The organism is Ochrobactrum sp. 19YEA23 (assembly GCF_029909865.1).
Lineage (GTDB): Bacteria > Pseudomonadota > Alphaproteobacteria > Rhizobiales > Rhizobiaceae > Brucella > Brucella gambitense.
This window is the reverse complement of the sequence record NZ_JASAMQ010000001.1, coordinates 929,912-949,320: the sequence shown is the minus strand read 5'-3', so window position 1 is coordinate 949,320 and position 19,409 is coordinate 929,912. Positions and strand designations below refer to the sequence as shown.

The following is a 19,409-nucleotide window of genomic DNA, read 5'->3' as shown; positions in this document are numbered from 1 at the left end:
ATCAATCGAAAGAGCATTGCAGCAACTTCTAATGAAGGGCATGATCAATTATTAGGGGGCTTTTTTCGGATTCGTCGGAGAGGACGGAATGAACCACGCGCCTGAAAACAGTGCCAACGGGATTGGCACCACGACCCAGTCGGGCAGCGCCGAAGAAAGCGCCCAGACGGGTCTCGAAGCAAGCTCGATGACGCTTGAAGCCGTTGAGCTGGAATTTGCGCTCGGCGCGATTGATGTGCTGATCGAAGGATTCGATGCAGCACTCGCAAAGGCCGCAGAACGTGTCGGCGGCGAAGTTCTTTTCAACATGCCAGCACTCGATACGAGCGAAGCCCAGCGCATTGGAGCAATTGCCATTGCGGGACAGCCCCAGGATCAGGTGATTTTCGTCACGCTACGCAATGACGGTACGACCTTGTCTGTCGAACCGCCAAAAGGCGAGAATGCGCTTTTCGAGAGCCTTGGCCGCAACTATGCCGCCGTTATGAAAAGCCTGTCTCCCAAAGAACAGACGAACGGCGGCTGACCGGAGCGCATCTTTGCAAAGCCAAATGGATGCATTTGGCCAGATGCACTATTTCCCCGCATCCACTTTCGCTTTTACCTTTTCCGCGACAGGCTTTTTTGCTGCCGGAACACCCGCCTGAAGATTATGCGCCGGGACCGGGTTCAGCGTTGTCGATGTTTCCACATCGCGCAGCAGCACGAATTTCATGCCCTTTGCTTTCAGCGCCACGATGCCCTTGGCAACGCCCTCGCCCGCCGAGCGTGTCGGCTGATTGATATGCGAGATGATCACATCGCCATCGCGTGCCGCCGAAATCCGCCGCGCCACTGTTGGCGCGAGCAGTGAAGCGCCCTGATCTCCATTCAGCGAATAACCGCCGATCTTGTAGCCAAGGCTTGTGGCCAACGCCACGGCGTCGGTTGAATAGCGGGCCGTGGCGTCGCGATAGAATTGCGGCTTTGGCGCACCTGCCCCGACAATTGCCGTCGATCCACCCTCGATCTCCGAGCGGACGGCGTCGAGCGATCCGGCAGTCTTGATGCCATACATGGTCGGCGCATTGGTGATGGCCGGAACATGCATGGCGCCGTGATCCTCAATCGCGAACAGATCGGGATTGGCCTTCATCACAGCAAAGGCTTCAGGATTTTGTTTCAACCAGCGCCCGGTCACAAAAATCGTGGCGGGAATACGCTCCTTGACGAGCGTATCGAGAATGCGGTGATCCGTCTTGCCCATGCAGGCATCAAGCGTCAGCGCCACCTGTGGTGCAGCAGCCCCGCCGCGTGCGATATGCAGCTGCGGCTCGACAATGTGTATTTTCTCCGGCTTTGCCGCATCCTGCGGTGAAACCTCTACAGCGCCTGCCGCGCTGCACGTGAAAACAAGCGCGGCCCCCGCCGCAGAAATGAAACGACGCATGGCCCGTTCTTCTGAAAGTGTAAATTTCGGAGGATTTTAATACGTCGGGTAATATTGTCCAGTGCGCCGATCCGACTGAACCGAACAGGCACGCTAACCATTTGTTTTATAGATATTTTTACCGATAAATGCAGCAGCGGAAACCAGCCCGTCCGGCTGATTTCCAACAGAGTTTGCCGCAAAAGCGCTCCTATTTTCTAAGGGGCGCTTTATTTTGACATTACGCCTTGCGCGCTGCGGCCTGCGCCGCTGCCAGACGGGCAATCGGCACGCGGAACGGCGAGCAGGATACATAATCGAGCCCGGTCTGTTCGCAGAAAGCAATCGACGACGGATCGCCACCGTGCTCGCCGCAAATACCAAGCTTGATCTTATAGCGCGTCTTGCGTCCGCGTTCGGCAGCGATCTGCACCAGTTCACCCACGCCATCAACATCGAGCGACACGAACGGATCCTGCTCCACCACACCGCGCTGCTGATAGGTGGTGAGGAAGCCTGCCGCATCATCACGCGAAATGCCGAAAGTGGTCTGGGTCAGGTCGTTGGTGCCGAACGAGAAGAACTCTGCCGTCTCGGCAATTTCTGCTGCCCGCAAGGCGGCACGCGGCAGTTCGATCATCGTGCCGACCATATAGTCGATCTTGACGCCCGCTTCCTTCATGACATCCTGCGCCACGGCATCAATGCGCGCCTTGACGAAATCCAGCTCCGCCTTGAGACCGACCAGCGGCACCATGACTTCCGGCACGACCGGCTCGCCGGTCTTCTTGCCTGCTTCAACGGCAGCCTCGAAAATCGCCCGCGCCTGCATTTCCGCAATTTCCGGATAGGAAATCGCCAGACGGCAGCCGCGATGACCGAGCATCGGGTTGAACTCGTGCAGGCTTTCGGCGCGCTCGCGCAGCTTCACTGCATCCACGCCCATGGAGCTGGCCACTTCGGCAACTTCCTCATCCGTATGCGGCAGGAATTCATGCAGCGGCGGATCGAGCAGACGGATCGTGACCGGCAGTCCCTTCATGATTTCGAACAGCTCGGCAAAGTCCGAACGCTGCATCGGCAAAAGCTTGGTCAGCGCTGCGCGACGGCCTTCTTCATTGTCGGAGAGGATCATTTCGCGCATCGCAACAATGCGGCTTCCCTCGAAGAACATATGCTCGGTACGGCAAAGGCCAATGCCTTCCGCGCCGAAAGACCGTGCCGTACGGGCATCGGCAGGGGTTTCCGCATTGGCGCGCACCTTCATGCGGCGTTGGCGGTCGGCCCATTCCATCAGCTGGCCGAAGTCACCGGAAAGCTCTGGCTGGAGCATGGCAACGGCGCCTTTCAGCACCTGCCCGCTCGAACCGTCAATGGTGACCACATCACCCTTCTTGAAGGTCTGTCCGGCAGCCAGCATGGTGCCGTTGCGATAATCAACGCGCAACGATCCTGCACCCGAAACGCAAGGCTTGCCCATGCCGCGCGCCACGACCGCCGCATGGCTGGTCATGCCGCCGCGTGTCGTCAGAATGCCTTCTGCCGCATGCATGCCGTGAATGTCTTCCGGGCTGGTCTCGATACGAACCAGAATGACCTTGCGGCCTTCCGATTTTGCCTGTTCGGCATCTTCCGACGAGAAGACGATTTCACCCGTCGCAGCGCCCGGCGAGGCAGGCAGGCCCTGACCGACGATCTGGCGCTCGGCGCGGGGATCGATGGTCGGGTGCAACAGCTGATCCAGCGCCGCCGGATCGATGCGCAGCACGGCCTCTTCTTCGGTGATCAGCCCTTCGCCAGCCATTTCGACCGCCATTTTCAAGGCAGCCTTGGCAGTGCGCTTGCCCGAACGGGTCTGGAGCATCCAGAGCTTGCCACGCTCGATGGTGAATTCCAGATCCTGCATGTCGCGATAATGCTGTTCCAGCCGATCCGCGACTTTCAGGAATTCGGCAAAGGCTTCCGGCATCACCTTTTCAAGCGACGGCTTGTCGGAACCGGCAGCGATACGCGCTTCTTCGGTGATGTTCTGTGGCGTGCGAATGCCCGCCACCACGTCTTCACCCTGCGCATTGACGAGGAATTCACCGTAAAGCTTCTTCTCACCGGTCGACGGATTGCGGGTGAAGGCCACGCCCGTGGCGGAGGTCTCGCCCATATTACCGAACACCATGGCCTGCACATTGACCGCCGTGCCCCAGGCCGCCGGAATGCTGTGCAAACGGCGATAAGTAATGGCGCGCGCATTCATCCAGCTGGAGAAAACAGCACCGATGGCGCCCCAAAGCTGCTCGTGCGGGTCCTGTGGGAAAGGCTGACCCAGCTCTTCCTCGACCTTGGCCTTGTAGAGCGAGATGACGTCTTTCCAGTCTTCAGCCATCAGCGCCGTGTCGACATCGACCGCGAGATCGTCCTTCTTGTCTTCAAGAATTTCTTCGAAGAAACCATGATCGACGCCAAGCACCACATCCGAATACATCTGGATGAAACGACGGTAGCTGTCATAGGCGAAGCGCTCGTCACCGGCTTCGCGAGCGATGGCCTGCACGGTTTCGTCATTGAGGCCGAGATTGAGCACGGTATCCATCATGCCGGGCATGGAAGCCCGCGCGCCGGAACGAACCGACACCAGAAGCGGCTTGTCGGCATCGCCGAAATTGCGGCCGGTCACCTTGGCAATATGGGAAAGCGCGGAACGCACCTGTTCGTCCAGTTCAGACGGATAATTGCGGTCGTGGTCGTAATAATAGGTGCAGACCTCGGTGGTAATCGTAAAGCCGGGCGGTACGGGCAGACCAAGGCTGCTCATCTCAGCCAGGTTCGCTCCCTTGCCACCGAGGAGATTGCGATCACTCGCAGCGCCCTCTGCCTTGCCGTCGCCGAATGTGTACACCCACTTCGCCATTATGGCCTCCCTTTATGCAGGACCGGTTCAAAAAAGGCTTGCAACAATTGCAAGTACTCCCAGAACCTGCTTTCCGTTGCTTATGCGATCCGCAGGGCCGCTGCCAACCAAAAAGCACGGGCCGCGACAATAGAATCGATTAGAGCGGATCGGTGGGGGGGGGGGGCGAGTTAGCTTTGTTGGCGAGACGATGAAAAAATATGCGACCAATCCGCTTTTTGAGACTGGTAGCAGAATATTGCGTTAGATCATTCGGATTTGCTATGCGCAGAAAACCTTGCATCGTTGTTCATTGGCACCAACGCTGAACATGGGATTGAAGGTGGTCGGGTGGAACCACTTGCTGCTGCGACCAACTTTAGGAGCAAGCCCTCCCGCACCAATGACCTACCTCGACATCCAATTTATTGATGCTTAGTTGCGTTGCCATCAGCATCAATACAAAAAACCGCAAATGTTAACACCGTGACAAGCTTCTTAACTAATCGATTACAAAGCCAAGCGCTGGCGGCTTTCGCTATTCGAGAGATCCTCGAAAAGCCCCTCGTGGGTGAAACACCACAATCCCGCGTTAAACAGATCGGTCTCGTGAACATCCTCTATATAATGCACCAGGCCCACGAGCCATTGACCCTTACCAGCGTCACGAATTTCACCGGATTGACGCGCGGGGGCGTCATTGAGACAATGGACGTTCTAATGCAGCGGAGCATCCTGAGAGAGACGTTGGGCAAGAACTCCATGGGCAGAGGCACAGCCCGCCAGTTCGAATTTGTGCCCGAGGTCTTTTCCCAAATTCGCTCGACCAACTGACATTTTGTGCTGAGCTTCAGAATTTCTGAAAAGGCGCACGATTTGCTGGTTGCCAATGGATGTGAGTCAAGGTGGATATGGCTAGGTATATGTAGCCCGAAATGACCGTCAGAATACCATAGAAATCGACAATGTTTCGCGCCGAAACCCATACTACAATGCCATTATCTGCGGTTTTGATTGCGGCTTTTCCATTGGATAGAGAATAGAAAGTCGCACACTCTCCGTGCAATACGGAGCTGCACAAGGGCGTGACCTTTTCTTCTATTTTTCTGGATACCCTCGTTGGGTCCATTGAACGGATAAAGGCTTCCGCATTCGTTTCCTGCATGGGACATCCCTTTCCAAAAAGAATATCTGGATTACTCGTAAAGCTGACTATATTCCTAATTCATCTGCCTTTTTCTTCGCATTTTTCCCAAACGCTTCGATCGCGTCGATGAGGTTGAGATCAAATTGCGTCTGAAAATATGCGTGCAACGACACGAAACTCTTAAAACCCTCTTCATCTTCGAGCGGGACTAAAATCCCCGTTGCCAATCGGAATTGCTTTAGAAACTGGAGAAACCCCTGACCACGAGGGTCTCGATACCGATCGAACGTGCTGTCCCAGATGAATGCGCGGCTGCCCCCAATGATGTGAGGTAGAAGGACATCATTCTCAATCCAGTTCTGGCGCTTATATTCCCTCATGACATCCAGCGGGATGGTGGAGTAAGTAGGGTTAAGCAATAACGCCTCTTTGGTCGACTTGTGACATGAAAGCATGACTGCATCGAACCCGAGAACGGTACAGCCTCGATCCAACGCAGCAAAAAGTTCCACTGGGGTATGAGCCTCCTTAATCCACTCGTCGACTTTTTGAAGGATTTTTGCCAATTGGGGGCGACTGACACCCCGGCTTGGTACTCGTGAGCCCGTTCTTGCGTTCAAATCATCCTTGCTATCGATCGTAGATGCTTGCTTACCTTCAATGGTCAGCCAATGTAGCCTGTCGAATAGCGGAAGCTCAGACTGGCGAATGGCTTTGACAACCGTGTGTGTCTTGTTCGAGGCCTCTAGCTTGATACGCGAATTTTTTAAGTGCGTTTTTACTGTTGTTTCCGCAATACCGAGTATAACAGAAATTTCCCATTGTGTTTTTCCTTCTGCCGTCCAGTAAAGTACATTTCTCTCCTGCGCAGTCAGGACTCTTCGAGTGTAGAGTCTATATCTTCCATCACTTTGCAACCGTTGCGCCTCTAATTGGACGGCCGATACAGAAGTTAAACTGACTGGATATGTTCAGTCTTTCACTTTCTTATTTGACCGCAGCACCGAAGCAGATTTTTCACTTCTATTCGGTCGAACATCGGCCTTTCTACTATTAGAAGTACCTTTTGAAACATCGCAATTGCAAGTCTGTAAAGAGCGTTTGATTATTATAATAGGTGGCCACACAACGCGTAATCTGGATTGCTATTGATTATGAGATTAACCGCTATCTTTGCGCGAAATTTGCGACTTTGTCGCCAGCAATCCGGCCTTACACAGGAACGCCTGGCCGAATTCGCCGGACTTGACCGAAATTTCATTGGCAAGCTTGAGCGTGAGGAATGCTCGCCCACTCTCGATACGATCGAAGCTCTATCCCTAGCCATGCAAATCAGCGCCGAACGTCTCATTGATCGCAACATACAGACCAGAGAAAAAAATGGTACGGCGTTGTAAATTTTCTATTATTTATCAATCTTTTGATTGCGACGCAGAAGATCATCGAGGTCGACACCAAGCGCCTCGGAAAGCTGTACGAGCGTCAAAATAGTCGGGTTACGCTTACCCGCCTCCAACCCACTTATATAAGCGCGCGTCGAGGTCAAGCGGAACGCCAGTTCTTCTTGCGTCAAACGGCGTTCACGCCGGATTCTCAGAACGTTGAGTCCAATGACCGAGCGTATATCCATGCCGCGACGGTCGCAGGGGCGTACATTATATGACGACACACTATAGTGAACATTCTGCTTGACACCGAGACGATCCGAGGACTTTAATGTTCATTAAATGGAACACTGTTCTTATAATAGGAACACTTGATGAGTAATAATCTCTCACTAGAAAAAGGTTTGCTAATCCTGGGCCTGCTCAAGGACACTCCTGAACCGCTGGGGGTCCGAGAAATTGCTCGACGGCTAGAATTGACCCCGTCTGTCGCCCAAAGGCTTCTGAACACATTGGCCGCGCAAGGATATGTGGAACAGGAAAATGGTCGCCGCTATCAGATCGGCTATGCAGTGCTTGGGCTCGCGCAACATGTTTTCCAACGAGACAGGCTGTTGGTGCTCGCGGAAAGGGAGCTCAAGGAGTTAGCGGCCGGGGGCTGTTTCAACGGCTTCCTCGGTGTCAGGCGAGGATTGGTCGGCATCTATGTACTTGCCGTACAGTCCGACAGCCCGGTCGTTATTAGAGCTCATCCCGGTGAAGCGATGATGTTGCATTCCACTGCACTCGGCAAAGCATTGCTGTTCGGCATGAGTGACACGATGATTTCGGAGTTACTTGGCCGCGAACCGCTCAAACGACTCACCGAACGAACAGTCGTGGACGTGGATAAATTGGTCGAGCAACTGCGTCTGGGCCGCTCGCTCGGCTATGCCACGGCCATCTCGGAAAACCTGGAGGGCGTCATCTCGGTTGGCGCTCCGATCTATGATGCTGCCGGCTTTGTAACAGCTGCTCTCAGCATCGCATTTCCACGCGCGGTCTATCCAAAAGTTAAAATCGGCGATGTCGCACGAAGCGTCACTGCAGCTGCGCACCGCGTATCGAAGGGATTGGGCTTCGAGGGAAAGTCTATTTCAGAGGAGGAAGAGATACCCAATGTTGTTACATGAAGAGCGTCTCCACGCCATGATGACGAAGCATGACCTGGCCGCTATTGTGGCCACCTCACCAGAAAACGTTCTATACTCAAGCGGATTTTGGTGTCTGCCACAATGGATCAGGCGCGGCCCACAGGCCTTTGCGCTTCTCACATCGGAATCTGCTACCCCGCCTTCGATTGTCATAACAGGAACATCTACACTTGATCTTCTTGCTGATCAGGATGTGCAAACAAAAGTTCGCCGGTTTGGTTCTTTCACCATCGACATAGAGCCATCGGCGAAACTCGACACTGTAAGTTTGAGACAGGAAAAGCTCTTCAAACAGCCCGACGAGGGCAATGCGCTCGATGCTCTTGTGGCGGAAATCCGTTCACTGAAATTGACTAAGGCACGCATCGGTATCGATGAAGTCGGACTGCTGCCCGGTGACATGGAAAAACTTCAAAGCAAGTTGCCCGACGTCACCTGGATTACTGCCGCAGCAATATTTAGATGGATACGCGCCATCAAGACCACAGAAGAAATTGAGCGTCTCGCGACCATTGGCGCGATCACCGAAAGGTCCATTACGGCGGCGCTCGGTGTCGCAGGCGTTGGCGTGACAGAACGCGATTTCGCCAGAGCATTTCATTGCCAGACGATTGTGGAAGATGGTTTTCCTGTTTTGGGGTGCATCGGCTTTGGAGAGCGTAGCGCGCTCATGAACGTCCAGCCTTCGGATCGCCGTCTTAAAGACGGTGACATAATCCGCTTCGATGTCGGGGGCCATTTTAAGCATTATCGCGCAGACATTGCACGAAATGTTAGCTTCGGCGAACCATCACAGGACATTCAAACCAAATACAACGCTTTGAATCGTGGCGTTCAGCGCGGCATAGAGCAAATTCGTCCTGGCATTGTAGCGTCGAAAATTTTTGACATTGTTGTCGATACGGTCCGCAAGGAGGGCATTCCTCACTACCAACGCAGTCACGTTGGGCACGGAATCGGCCTGGATGGATATGATCTTCCGCTTCTTTCTGCCGGCAGCGCCGATATTCTCGAAGAGGGAATGGTTCTCTGTATCGAGACGCCCTATTACGAATTGGGACATGTTGGCCTTCAAGTCGAGGACATGCTCGTCGTCCGTTCAACCGGCGCGGAAATGCTGACCAACAACGGCGACAACCTCTTGGTGCTGTGATGACGCACCAGATAGTAGCATATTCCTGTTATCGATGCGGCAGCGAATTTCCAATCGATCTGCCAATCGATTCCCGCGGTTGCCCGTCATGTCTGCACACCGCTTCTTCAAATTTGAGAGTTCTTTATCGCGCACCATTTCCGGCAACATTTATAAACAATGGGAGGTCCGATCTACCGTCGCTTTGGCGTTATTCTGAAAGGCTCCCTTTCGATGAAAGTAGAGCAGTCTCGCTTGGCGAAGGTTTAACGCCACTCCTTCGCTCCGAACGAATTGGGGCCGTAATCGGCACGCCCAATTTCTTCATCAAGAATGAGGGCTACAATCCGACCTGGTCACACAAGGATCGGTTCTCAACCGTTGCAGTTACGGCCGCAGTAGAGGCAGGTGCACCCGTCGTCGCGACGAGTTCAAGCGGAAATGCCGGTGCATCGCTGGCAGCCTATGCCGCGCGTGCGGGCTTAGAATGCGTCGTTGCGACCATTGCCGGTTCTGCGGGTCCCATGCTCTCGCAAATCCAAAAGTATGGCGCAAAAATCGTACCCTTTGAAAACAAACAGGACCGCTGGCCATTTCTCGCCGAGGGCGTCCAACGCTATGGCTGGTTTGCGACATCACCTTATAGGCATCCGGTTGTTGGCAGCCATCCGATCGGCATCGAGGGTTACAAAACCCTCGCCTATGAAATTATCGAACAGTTTCATGGGAACGTGCCGGACTGGTGTGCTTTTCCGGTCTGCTACGGAGACGCAATAGCAGGTGCCTGGCTCGGCTTTCGTGAGTTGATAACATGCGGAATGATCTCCCGGATGCCAAGGCTTCTTGCAGCGGAAGCGCATGGTTCTCTCGCTAAAGCGCTTGAAATGGAAATAGATCAAATTCCAGACATGTCCGCTTCTTTCAACGCACTCGCCATATCGGTCGGAGCAACACGGAGCACGTATCAAGCTCTCAATGCACTACGCGCTTCAAACGGCATCGCAGTTCCAGTCAGCAATGACGGCCTGATTGCGTTTCAAGAGCGAATAGCCGCCACCGAAGGCACATTCCTTGAGCTTTCCTCCGTGATGCCTGTGGCTGCTGTGGCGGCAGCGCGACGCCATAACATAATCCGAGAAGACGAAAGTGTCGTCGCGATTGTCACCGCCTCCGGCCTGAAAGACATCGACAAATCTGTTTCAAGCAAGGTTCTCCCACGCTTCACCAACATCGATGATGCCTTCAGGCATTTCGCCAACTAGCTAGGAAATACTCATACGCAAGTCGCCCAACAATTAAATTGAAAGGGAACGAACATGAGACGACGGGAATTTCTGGCCATGACGGCCTTATTTATTGGATCAGGCCCACATTTGGCATGGTCAGCTTCGAAAGCTTACCCCGCCAATAATCCAATGCTGATCGTCGGTTTTGCAGCAGGTGGTGCGGGCGATATCGCGTCTCGTGTCGTGACAAATTACGTGAAACAAAATCGCGGTCTCGTTGCCATGCCGGATTTCCGTCCCGGAGCGGGAGGGACAATCGCCACCGACCAGGTGCGCAGAGCACCACCCGACGGCTCAATCCTATCGTTGTACTCAGCCAGTCCAGTGCTGGTTGCACCTCATCTGCAGAGGGTACCTTACGACACAACAAGAGACTTCACCTTTATTGCGAGCTATGCGGGCATTTCCGTTCCTTGTTTCGTCCGTAATGATAGCCCCTATGAAACCTGGGACCAAATGCTGGATTTTTGCCGCAAAAATCCAAAAAAGTTGAAATGGGCGACCGCGGCGCCGCGAGGACTTGCTCATATTGCGACCGACGCAGCGTTTCGCCAGGAGAAAGCGACAGCGACATTCGTACCCTTTCGGGGAGGTGCCGATGCTGTAACCGCACTTCTTGGAGGCCACATCGACATGGTCGTGTCGTCAGATTTCGGACCACATTTGGCAGCCGGATCCGTGCGATTGTTGGCCGAAACCAGCCCAAACCCGAAAGCGGGCCCGGAAGGCATCGTTAGTTTTGCGGAGAGGGGCTATCCAATCGCAGTCCCAGCATCATACGGCCTCTTCGGTCCCGTAGGACTACCTCCCGAAATCGTGTCGTGGTGGGAGGCAGCGATTGGGGAAATGGTCGCGAGCCCAATGTATGCAGATTTTTTAAAACTGATTAATGGCTATGCTTTGTTCCAAAAGAGCGAGGAATTCACCCGCATGGTCAAGGAAGGATATACCAGCATAGGACTTCAGATCGAAGCGATGGGGGCACACCTATGAACCTGTCTCGTTTCGTTCCCTACACGCTATCAACAATCGGCCTTGGTGCAGCAGCAAGCAGCCTTAGCATGCACCTTTGGGAAAACCGGGAACCCGCAGCGGGCCTATTTCCCTTTCTGGCTTCTCTGTTGCTGATTGTCACCAGTTTGCTTTGCACAACGCAAATTACATCGAGCGAAGACCCAATCGAGATTCAGCGTGTCGTCGCCTATTGCGTAGCGCTCGCTCTTTTCTGCGTCTTTCTGGAATTCCTCGGATTTGTAGCGGCCGCGTTTTTATTCCTCGCAGGAGTATTGTTGTTCATTGAGCGCATAAAGTGGCACATATCGGGATTTTTCGCGGCCGCCGTGGCTATATCAACCTGGCTCCTTTTTGAAATTCTTCTCTCCGTTCCCCTACCACATGGCGTCTGGAGACTGTGATGCTGGATTCTCTTTCCCAACTCATCATGGGCCTCGGCATTGCGCTCGAGCCAACCAATATCGCCGTGGCGTTTTTGGGCGCAGTATTAGGTACGGCTGTAGGCGTTCTTCCTGGTCTGGGTCCATCGGCAACGGTCAGTTTGTTATTGCCTATTACCATGGCGCTCGACCAAACAAGCGCAATTATCCTGCTTGCTGGTATCTATTACGGATCGCAATATGGTGGTTCTATAACCTCCGTCCTTATGCGCGTTCCCGGAGAGGCCTCAAGCGTGATGACGTGCTTTGACGGCTATCCAATGGCCAAACAAGGCCGCGCCGGCGCTGCGCTAGGCATCAGTGCATTTGGGAGTTTTATCGCAGGAATTTCCGCAACACTGGCAATCGCAATCGTTGGACCAGCTTTCACAACAGTTGCCCTCGCATTCGGGCCGGTCGAGAAGTCAGCAATTGTCCTGTTGGGCCTTGTGCTTGCCGCCAGCGTTGGTGAAGGACCGCGTATCCGTGCGTGGACCATGGTGGCGCTTGGCCTTCTTCTTTCAACTGTCGGCGTCGATCTGATTTCTGGACAGGAGCGGTTCACCTTTGAAATCAGCTATCTGCGCGACGGTTTCAACATCGCCATACTGGCAATGGGCTTGTTTGGCATGAGTGAGGTCTTGATGCTGATCCAGCGTAAAGAAGCGCAGGAAACAACTAAAATGCCCTCTTATCGGCTACGTGACCTCCTGCCTAATCGGGACGACTGGAAAGCGTCAAGTGGACCAATTGCGCGCGGCACAATTCTCGGTTTTTTCCTGGGACTGCTGCCCGGTGGCGGCGCGCTCGTCGCCGGATTTGCAAGTTACCTCATGGAGAAAAAACTTTCCCGTTCACCTGAGCGATTTGGCAAAGGGGCGATAGAAGGCGTCGCTGGTCCAGAAAGTGCCAATAATGCTGCTGCACAGGCGAGCTTCATTCCGATGCTATGTCTCGGCATACCCGCCAACGCGGTAATCGGCATCATTATGGGCGCGCTCCTGATGCAAAATGTCGTCCCCGGCCCGCAAATTATCTCCGAACATCCGCAACTCTTTTGGGGTATTGTGGCTAGCATGTTGATCGGAAACGCCATGCTCGTCGTTCTCAACGTCCCCCTGATCCGCATTTTTGTCCTTTTGCTCAAAGTACCTCAGACGGTCCTGGCTCCACTTATCGTCTTGTTTTGCGTCATAGGAGCCTTCAGCCTGAGCAACAGCATGTTTGACGTCGGCGTCGTGATCGGATGCGGATTTGTAGCCTATGGATTACGTAGGGCTGGCTTCGACATGGCGCCTCTCCTGCTGGCATTTCTACTTGGTTCTCTTCTTGAGGAAAATCTGCGACAGGGTCTTATTCTCGGCGAAGGCAGTCCGTTGATTTTCGTCGAAAGCCCGATCAGCATCTGTCTGATCCTATTCACGCTGACTATCCTGATCGTACCTTTGCTCAAGAACATCGGGGGCTGGCTCGTCCGTCGTCCCTCCTGAAAAACATGCCGTGATAGCAAAGAAGGCGTCGCGGCATCTTCGAGCACTCAACCACGTTCCCAACTCAACTAAGCGCGGCCCATATTCTGCAAGCCAATCATATGTGACCGCAATGAGAGAGCGAATATGAAGCACGAATATCTCAAGACGATCGAACAACGACTGCTGTGGCTATCACATTGGATGATCCATCACGCAAACCACATCCGCCCAAAGGAGGATGGAATTAAGGTGGGAGGACATCAGGCGTCGTCGGCCTCTCTAGTGTCGATCATGACCGCACTTTATTTTTCTGCGCTGCGTCCGCAAGATCGCGTTGCCGTTAAACCGCATGCGTCACCAATCTTTCACTCAATTCAGTACCTCATGGGCAACCAAACGCGACAGAACATGGAAAACTTTCGCGGTTTCCACGGAGTACAGAGCTATCCCAGTCGCACCAAAGATATTGATGATGTCGATTTCTCGACCGGGTCGGTGGGGCTGGGTGTCGCGATCACGTCTTTTGCCTCGATGATACAAGACTATATCGCTGCAAAAAGCTGGAGCAAGGACCTGGACCTCGGCCGTATGATCGCATTGGTTGGGGATGCCGAATTGGATGAAGGCAACGTCTACGAATGTCTACAGGAGGGCTGGAAGCACGACTTACGCAACACTTGGTGGATTATTGATTATAATAGACAATCGCTAGACGGAATCGTCCAAGAAGGTTTGTTTCGGCGGATCGAAGATATCTTCGAGGCTTTTGGCTGGGATATTGTCAAGATTAAGTATGGTGTGCTGCAACGCGCAGCATTTAACGAGCCGGGCGGCGAACGCCTTCGCGAATGGATCGATAACTGTCCAAATCAGCTTTATTCCGCACTCACCTTCATGGGTGGCGCCGTATGGCGCAAACATCTCATGAACGATCTCGGCGACCAGGGTGATGTCACTGCGCTAATCGAGCGGCGCAATGACGTTGAACTTGCCGAACTGATGGAAAATCTTGGCGGCAATTGCGTGAGCACCATGGCCGACGCATTCTCTGCGATCGATCATGACCGGCCGGTTTGCTTTCTCGCATACACAATAAAGGGATGGGGTACGCCCATTGCCGGGCATAAGGACAATCATGGCGGCCTCATGACCAAGGCCCAAATGGCCGAGTGGCAAGCGTTTATGGGTATTCAGGAAGGGAAGGAATGGGATAAATGGGAAACCGTTGCAGCCCCACAAAAGCTGCAGGATTTCCTCGACGCCGTTCCATTTTTTGCCAACGGCCCGCGCCGTTACCGTGATGCTCACATCGCGGTTCCCGCGATCCCAGCAGGTAACGAACGAGAAATCTCAACGCAGACGGCCTTCGGCAAAATACTAGATGAATTATCGAAAACAGATTCGGAACTCGCAGCGCGAATTGTAACGATGTCACCGGACGTTACGGGAACGACTAATCTCGGAGCGTGGGTCAACCGTCGAAAACTGTTTGCGCGCGAAAAACGTCCTGACACTTTCATTGATCAGAAAATACCCTCAACCGCAAAATGGGAATTTACACCGGCCGGCCAGCACATCGAATTGGGCATAGCGGAAATGAACCTTTTCCTACTATTAGGCGCAGCCGGCCTATCACATTCACTTTTCGGCAAACGTTTGTTGCCTATTGGTACTGTCTATGACCCATTCGTTGCGCGCGGCCTCGATGCGTTGAACTATGCCTGCTATCAGGATGCACGGTTCATGATCGTGGGAACGCCCTCTGGTGTCACGTTGGCGCCCGAGGGTGGTGCCCACCAATCGATTGGATCTCCTTTGATTGGGATGTCCCAGGATGGACTCGCTGCTTTTGAGCCTGCATTCGCAGACGAACTTGCGGTTATCATGAAATGGGCTTTCGACTACATGCAGCGAGACGGAAGCAGCGACCCAGATGAGAGGACGTGGTTAAGAGACGAAACCGGTGGGTCGGTTTATTTACGGCTTTCAACCAACCCGATCGAGCAACCAGCCAAGCGACTGGATGAAAGGTTCCGACAGGGCACGGTTGACGGCGCCTATTGGCTGCGTGAACCTGGACCAAATTGCGAGGTGATCATTGCATATCAGGGCGTGATCGCGCCCGAGGCTATCAAAGCCGCCGGTATCATCGGTGAGGGTCGGCGCGATATTGGTGTATTAGCGGTAACGTCTGCGGACCGGTTGCATGCTGGCTGGACCGCTGCACAACGTGCTCGTGCTCGGGGTCTCACACAAGCTCAGTGCCACGTCGAAACACTCATGAAGGATGTCCCAGCACACTGCAATTTCGTCACGGTCATCGATGGACATCCCGCGACCTTGTCCTGGCTCGGTTCGGTTACTGGTCATAAGACAATTCCCCTTGGCGTTGAACATTTCGGGCAGACGGGAACGATTGGCGATCTATATCGACACTTCGGTATCGACGCGCGTGGAATCGTGGAGAAGGTGAACGGCCTCACATTTGGCAAACCTGTATTAGGTGTTGTCGCCTAAGAAATGCCCTTAGTTGAAGGCCGTATCCAGAGCGTCAACCGAAGGCCCTCAAGCGCGCCGGCCCATGGATAAATGGACCCAAAGAATCCATTCGAACAGCATCAGCCGCCGAACTGTGTTCAAAAACTTCCGAAAATGTTAACGCCGAGATGCAAGTTGCGGCTCGGTGACCACTTCAACAATCTCGCGGGACTTTATAAAGCCGCCCAAATCGCCGTGCATTCCGTTAAAGAGATCAATCAGGGTCTTTTGGGTTACGGGTCGAGTGCGAAGCCGAACGATCTTCATGTCCGGTATTGGTCGATCTCGATCCTGATCTTTTATCAAAGACGTTCGGAAGTCTACGAGATCCTCTCGTGCCTCATCTTGCGATCCGTAAAACTGCCGCGCGCAGTGTCGCAGATCGTCTCCATAGGTGTAGGTATAGAAGGTAAAGCCATGCGCGGCTTCATGTTTGGTAAAAGCCATGTTCACGGTTTCCAATTGAAGCATCCGCGGTACGCCCCCGCTTCAATGCTCATTGACCCCTTGGTGATCGGGGAGTTGCAAACCGTGTTAGGCGGCCCTGTAGCCTTTAGCCGGAGGCCTGTTGCATATGCCACAGGCTCCCCGACCAGAAGGTCAAGGAGTGTGGTGTTGTAACGGCCAACACCAACCGCTAACAGGGGTTTGCATGCCCCAAGGCAACGCGTCACTGCCTTATGTTCACTCTAATATACTAAATTTCGATTGTCGCTTGCTTTTTGCAAGCTGTCTCTGCAATCAACAGCAATCGAGAATGCCTAGTCCGAAACAATAAGTGCGGGCGGAATTCAGATTCGTCTCCCTGCGACAAGAGATGTGAGGAATAATCTTAAGTAATCGTTATTATTACCTTCATTCTCTAACAGGAAAAGATAGATATCTGAATCAGCCAGTACGAAATCTATTTTTCTTCTTATAGAATCTAACGTTCCGCATGGAAATTCAAGAAATTCGTACACTTTACTTTCGAGCACCTCAAAAGCAGCTCCGTTTGAACGAAGGTCCGTATTTGAATCAGCTGTACGAAGGAATTGAGCGTATGCTCGTTCATAATCTACGATCAGCCTTTCGAGCGCTCCATAACGTGTACCGCTGTGTGGCAAAGGCTTCACTTCTCTGGACATGATCATATGCCCCTTGGTAACTTGTGACTCAAGGATTCAATCCACCATGAACATAAGCCTTATAACTTATGTTTTCAAGCTTAAACTTTCTAAAAAGGTAAGTTTTGATCACAGCTGCACAATGTCGCGCCGCAAGAGGCCTACTGGATTGGACACAAGCGGAGCTCGCTCAACGTCTCTCGATGAGTGTTGTTTCAGTTCGCGCCTTTGAAAAAGGAGGAGAAATGCGAATATCGAATCTTAAGCTTCTAAAAATGACTTTCGAACATGCTGGAGTGGCCTTCATTCCAGAAAACGGAGGCGGAGCGGGCGTGCGCCTAACGAAGCCACGCCCAGCAGAGTGAAATGCGTTATCAAGCAGGTGACTGATGCCGCGCCCAGTCCATATAAGTCCACGCTTCGTCCCCATCCGATCTAGCTTCTGACAGCTTCCGCGGATGTGGTTCCATTTTAGTCGGCCAGCCCATTTGGCTATTCAGCCAGTCGTCGGAATAAATAGTCGACTGGTATCGATAACCTTCGTCAGCCGTAATGGCGACTATGGTTTTACGGGGCTCGCTACTTGCATGCCAATTTCCAACGAGGGCAGAAGCTCCGCCCGAGGGGCCGACAAAGATTGCATGGGTTCGAAACAGTTCGCGTGTAGCAGCAAAGGCCTGTAAGCCTCCCACCCAATGCACTTCGTCGATTAACCCGTGATCGAGGTTTTTTGGCACAATACTGTTTCCAAGTCCGCGTAACAGGCGCGGCCCGGCTTCTTGTCCGAAGAGAACACTATTGTTCGTATCAACCGCTACCGCACGCATATCTGGATAAATCCGACGGAGATAGCGCGTCGCGCCACATAGCGATCCGCCGGAACCGACGCACCCGACCAGACAATCGACTTGACCCAGATGATCTACAATGACCTCCGCAAGACGCGAATAGGCCGCCGGATTGTCAGGGTTGTCGTATTGTTTGGGCCAGAAAGCGTCCGGTGTCTCGGCAAGCACGCGATGTAATTCAGCGAGACGACCGTCCTGATTGCCTGTCCGGCTCGGATCATCAACCAGCCTCACCACGGCGCCAAGCTGCTCGAGCCGTTCCTTGAACGAACCATCCATAAGGCTTGTAGCGCTGACAATTGTAAGGCGATAACCACGAATTGTAGATAGCATCGCCAACGCCAAAGCAAATGTTCCTGAACTCGTCTCAACGATATGATCGCCGGGTTTTAGAAAACCTTTTTCCTCTGCACGATCCAGCATGTAGTGGGCTGGCAGCAGTTTCATCAAACGAAATTGAGCCAAATAGAAATTCGGCTGCAACTCAATCATCTGGGGTGTTTCGTAATCATGAAGAAAAGACACCGAATTCATGACACCGCCCCGAGAATCTCGACGTCGTTGTAGACGGAGAACTGATGAAGGCCCGCAAATCCCAACTCGGCCGCCGCCTCCACTGCTGCGCCAATCTTTAAATCAACTTCCGGATCATTGGCATCCATCAGAAGGCCCATCAGGTTTCCACTGTGGGCGACCTGCACGCCGAGTGCGTTGCTATTTTCCCCGATCTTGAGAAGATCATCAAAATGCCTTTTCGGGAGATGTTGTTGATTTATCCGGGCACTTGCTGTTGCGACACGGCCAAGCAAGCCGACATCCTGGTCAAGGACCGCCTTGCGGGCAAGACCACGGAGCACCCGGAAGCTCTCGATCTCGGATTGATCGTAACGGGCAGGTGTGAACGTTAACGTATCTACGGGTGGATCATCTGGCGAAATAAAACCCACAACCATTAAGGGAGGATATTCGCCCGGGAAAAATTCCATGACGTGCCCTTCCCTGTGGGCGAATAGAACAGCATGCTCGCCAAAAACGATAGAATCGCTAGCGGTCTCAGCCGCCACAGCCAAACGACATATAAGCGCGTGTCGGAGTTCAACGCCCATAGCAACTGAAACCGCTCTTATTGCTGCCACAACGTCCGCAGTCGATGATCCAAAACCTAGACTGATCGGTATGTTCGTTTCAATCGTGAGACATCCCGCCATGTCCGGTTTTCCCAACGCGTCCAAGGTCAGGCGCGCCGCGCGGGCAGCTTTGCTCATGCCTGCTGGACGCGTGCGGATCTTATTTCCGTTTTCAGGCCAAAACGTAACCACGGATTCCAACGCCGGACACGGCAGCGTAATCAATGCTCTGTGTAGGCCTCCCGCATCGTCAGAGAAAACCCCTTGAAGTATTTCTCCGTGATGAGCCATCGCTCGACCGGTTCCAGCACCAAGCGAAAGTGGGGAGACACGTTTCTTGAAGAAATTTGCTTCAACAGCAACTGAGCGGGAAAAAGACACCGATTTTCCTCCGGCAATTGAAAGATTGAGCAATGTGCTTCACGAAGCCACCAACGTCTGTCCTCCTTT

20 protein-coding genes are annotated in these 19,409 nt (G+C 53.3%); 11 read left to right on the top strand and 9 right to left on the bottom strand.

The window, feature by feature from the left end; genetic code table 11:
- The first annotated feature begins 187 nt into the window (after positions 1 to 187).
- Positions 188 to 526: a hypothetical protein gene (locus tag QBD01_RS04330; RefSeq protein ID WP_280992107.1), complete on the top strand. Its 339-nt coding sequence runs from the start codon at positions 188 to 190 to the stop codon at positions 524 to 526.
- Positions 527 to 574: 48 nt separating this feature from the next.
- Here the strand turns inward: QBD01_RS04330 and QBD01_RS04325 are convergent, their stop codons facing one another.
- Both QBD01_RS04325 and ppdK read right to left on the bottom strand, forming a co-directional pair.
- Positions 575 to 1,429, bottom strand: coding sequence for a polysaccharide deacetylase family protein (locus QBD01_RS04325; protein ID WP_280991736.1), 855 nt, complete (start codon positions 1,427 to 1,429; stop codon positions 575 to 577).
- 220 nt (positions 1,430 to 1,649) lie between these two features.
- The gene (gene ppdK / locus QBD01_RS04320; protein WP_280991735.1) at positions 1,650 to 4,313 is read right to left on the bottom strand and encodes a pyruvate, phosphate dikinase; all 2,664 of its coding nucleotides are present in this window, start codon (positions 4,311 to 4,313) and stop codon (positions 1,650 to 1,652) included.
- Between the two features lie 465 nt (positions 4,314 to 4,778).
- Between ppdK and QBD01_RS04315 the strand changes: the two genes are divergently transcribed.
- The gene (locus tag QBD01_RS04315; protein ID WP_280991734.1) at positions 4,779 to 5,126 is read left to right on the top strand and encodes a transcriptional regulator; all 348 of its coding nucleotides are present in this window, start codon (positions 4,779 to 4,781) and stop codon (positions 5,124 to 5,126) included.
- A 16-nt stretch (positions 5,127 to 5,142) separates the two neighbouring features.
- Here QBD01_RS04315 and QBD01_RS04310 read toward each other — a convergent pair whose 3' ends face one another.
- Positions 5,143 to 5,457: a hypothetical protein gene (locus tag QBD01_RS04310; protein WP_280991733.1), complete on the bottom strand. Its 315-nt coding sequence runs from the start codon at positions 5,455 to 5,457 to the stop codon at positions 5,143 to 5,145.
- A 47-nt stretch (positions 5,458 to 5,504) separates the two neighbouring features.
- Positions 5,505 to 6,356: a LuxR C-terminal-related transcriptional regulator gene (locus QBD01_RS04305; RefSeq protein WP_280991732.1), complete on the bottom strand. Its 852-nt coding sequence runs from the start codon at positions 6,354 to 6,356 to the stop codon at positions 5,505 to 5,507.
- Between the two features lie 237 nt (positions 6,357 to 6,593).
- Here QBD01_RS04305 and QBD01_RS04300 point away from each other — a divergent pair, with 237 nt between their 5' ends.
- Positions 6,594 to 6,836, top strand: a complete 243-nt coding sequence (locus QBD01_RS04300) for a helix-turn-helix transcriptional regulator (RefSeq protein ID WP_280991731.1) — start codon at positions 6,594 to 6,596, stop codon at positions 6,834 to 6,836.
- 8 nt (positions 6,837 to 6,844) lie between these two features.
- On the opposite strand, the gene QBD01_RS04295 is transcribed toward QBD01_RS04300, so the two are convergent.
- Positions 6,845 to 7,069, bottom strand: coding sequence for a helix-turn-helix domain-containing protein (locus QBD01_RS04295; protein WP_109368533.1), 225 nt, complete (start codon positions 7,067 to 7,069; stop codon positions 6,845 to 6,847).
- A 129-nt stretch (positions 7,070 to 7,198) separates the two neighbouring features.
- On the opposite strand from QBD01_RS04295, the gene QBD01_RS04290 reads away from it, so the two are divergent.
- The 7 genes from QBD01_RS04290 (at position 7,199) to QBD01_RS04260 (ending at position 15,857) form a co-directional block, all read left to right on the top strand.
- Positions 7,199 to 7,996 carry an IclR family transcriptional regulator gene (locus tag QBD01_RS04290; protein WP_280991730.1) on the top strand — a complete coding sequence of 266 codons (798 nt, stop codon included), beginning with the start codon at positions 7,199 to 7,201 and terminating at the stop codon, positions 7,994 to 7,996.
- A complete protein-coding gene (locus QBD01_RS04285; RefSeq protein WP_280991729.1) occupies positions 7,983 to 9,170 on the top strand; it encodes a Xaa-Pro peptidase family protein in 1,188 nt (395 codons plus the stop codon). The genes QBD01_RS04290 and QBD01_RS04285 overlap by 14 nt, the downstream gene beginning before the upstream one ends.
- Entirely contained in the window at positions 9,170 to 10,411 is a 1,242-nt protein-coding gene (locus tag QBD01_RS04280) for a pyridoxal-phosphate dependent enzyme (RefSeq protein ID WP_280991728.1), read from the top strand. Before QBD01_RS04285 ends, QBD01_RS04280 begins: the two co-directional genes overlap by 1 nt.
- A 54-nt stretch (positions 10,412 to 10,465) precedes the next feature.
- Complete coding sequence (locus tag QBD01_RS04275; RefSeq protein ID WP_280991727.1) at positions 10,466 to 11,428, top strand: tripartite tricarboxylate transporter substrate binding protein; 963 nt, start codon at positions 10,466 to 10,468, stop codon at positions 11,426 to 11,428.
- The gene (locus QBD01_RS04270; RefSeq protein WP_280991726.1) at positions 11,425 to 11,850 is read left to right on the top strand and encodes a tripartite tricarboxylate transporter TctB family protein; all 426 of its coding nucleotides are present in this window, start codon (positions 11,425 to 11,427) and stop codon (positions 11,848 to 11,850) included. The genes QBD01_RS04275 and QBD01_RS04270 overlap by 4 nt, the downstream gene beginning before the upstream one ends.
- Positions 11,850 to 13,358: a tripartite tricarboxylate transporter permease gene (locus QBD01_RS04265; protein WP_280991725.1), complete on the top strand. Its 1,509-nt coding sequence runs from the start codon at positions 11,850 to 11,852 to the stop codon at positions 13,356 to 13,358. The genes QBD01_RS04270 and QBD01_RS04265 overlap by 1 nt, the downstream gene beginning before the upstream one ends.
- A 126-nt stretch (positions 13,359 to 13,484) precedes the next feature.
- Positions 13,485 to 15,857 carry a transketolase gene (locus QBD01_RS04260; RefSeq protein WP_280991724.1) on the top strand — a complete coding sequence of 791 codons (2,373 nt, stop codon included), beginning with the start codon at positions 13,485 to 13,487 and terminating at the stop codon, positions 15,855 to 15,857.
- Positions 15,858 to 15,995: 138 nt separating this feature from the next.
- Here QBD01_RS04260 and QBD01_RS04255 read toward each other — a convergent pair whose 3' ends face one another.
- Together QBD01_RS04255 and QBD01_RS04250 are read right to left on the bottom strand one after the other, a co-directional pair.
- Positions 15,996 to 16,325: a hypothetical protein gene (locus tag QBD01_RS04255; protein ID WP_244597159.1), complete on the bottom strand. Its 330-nt coding sequence runs from the start codon at positions 16,323 to 16,325 to the stop codon at positions 15,996 to 15,998.
- Between the two features lie 344 nt (positions 16,326 to 16,669).
- Complete coding sequence (locus QBD01_RS04250; protein ID WP_280991723.1) at positions 16,670 to 17,005, bottom strand: hypothetical protein; 336 nt, start codon at positions 17,003 to 17,005, stop codon at positions 16,670 to 16,672.
- Between the two features lie 104 nt (positions 17,006 to 17,109).
- Between QBD01_RS04250 and QBD01_RS04245 the strand changes: the two genes are divergently transcribed.
- Positions 17,110 to 17,349: a helix-turn-helix transcriptional regulator gene (locus QBD01_RS04245; protein ID WP_109368523.1), complete on the top strand. Its 240-nt coding sequence runs from the start codon at positions 17,110 to 17,112 to the stop codon at positions 17,347 to 17,349.
- Between the two features lie 9 nt (positions 17,350 to 17,358).
- Here QBD01_RS04245 and QBD01_RS04240 read toward each other — a convergent pair whose 3' ends face one another.
- Positions 17,359 to 18,366, bottom strand: a complete 1,008-nt coding sequence (locus QBD01_RS04240; RefSeq protein ID WP_280991722.1) for a cysteine synthase family protein — start codon at positions 18,364 to 18,366, stop codon at positions 17,359 to 17,361.
- Positions 18,363 to 19,373: a kinase gene (locus QBD01_RS04235; protein WP_280991721.1), complete on the bottom strand. Its 1,011-nt coding sequence runs from the start codon at positions 19,371 to 19,373 to the stop codon at positions 18,363 to 18,365. The genes QBD01_RS04240 and QBD01_RS04235 overlap by 4 nt, the downstream gene beginning before the upstream one ends.
- Positions 19,374 to 19,409 lie beyond the last annotated feature (36 nt).